This is a genomic window from Neisseria sp. P0001.S005, from assembly GCF_051963715.1.
Map to the genome: position 1 here is coordinate 1 of NZ_JBQCTZ010000776.1, position 365 is coordinate 365.

Annotated in this window: 1 protein-coding gene and 1 pseudogene; both read left to right on the plus strand. The window is 52.6% G+C overall.

The genetic code is table 11. The features are described from left to right. A pseudogene (locus ACTHSP_RS22815) lies at positions 1-147 on the plus strand (NADH-quinone oxidoreductase subunit B); the annotation flags it as partial. A gap of 12 nt (positions 148-159) precedes the next feature. After that, the coding region (locus ACTHSP_RS22820) for an NADH-quinone oxidoreductase subunit C (RefSeq protein ID WP_440347105.1) at positions 160-365 on the plus strand (206 nt) is incomplete at its 3' end.

The window sequence follows — 365 nt, forward strand, 5'->3', positions numbered from 1 at the left end:
TATTCCGTTGTGCGCGGTGCCGACCGCGTCGTGCCGGTAGACGTTTATGTGCCGGGTTGTCCGCCGACTGCGGAAGCCCTGATTTACGGCCTGATTCAGCTCCAACAAAAAATCAAGCGCACCTCCACCATCGCGCGTGACGAGTAAGGAGAGGACGATATGGCAAGCATTCAAAACTTATACGAGACCGTCGTCGGCGTGCTTGGCGATCAGGCAAGCAAAGTTATTTCAGCTTTGGGCGAGATTACCGTCGAGTGTCTGCCCGAACACTATATTTCAGTCATGACCGCATTGCGCGACCATGAAGAGTTGCATTTCGAGCTTCTGGTTGACTTGTGCGGTGTCGATTACAGCACTTACAAAAA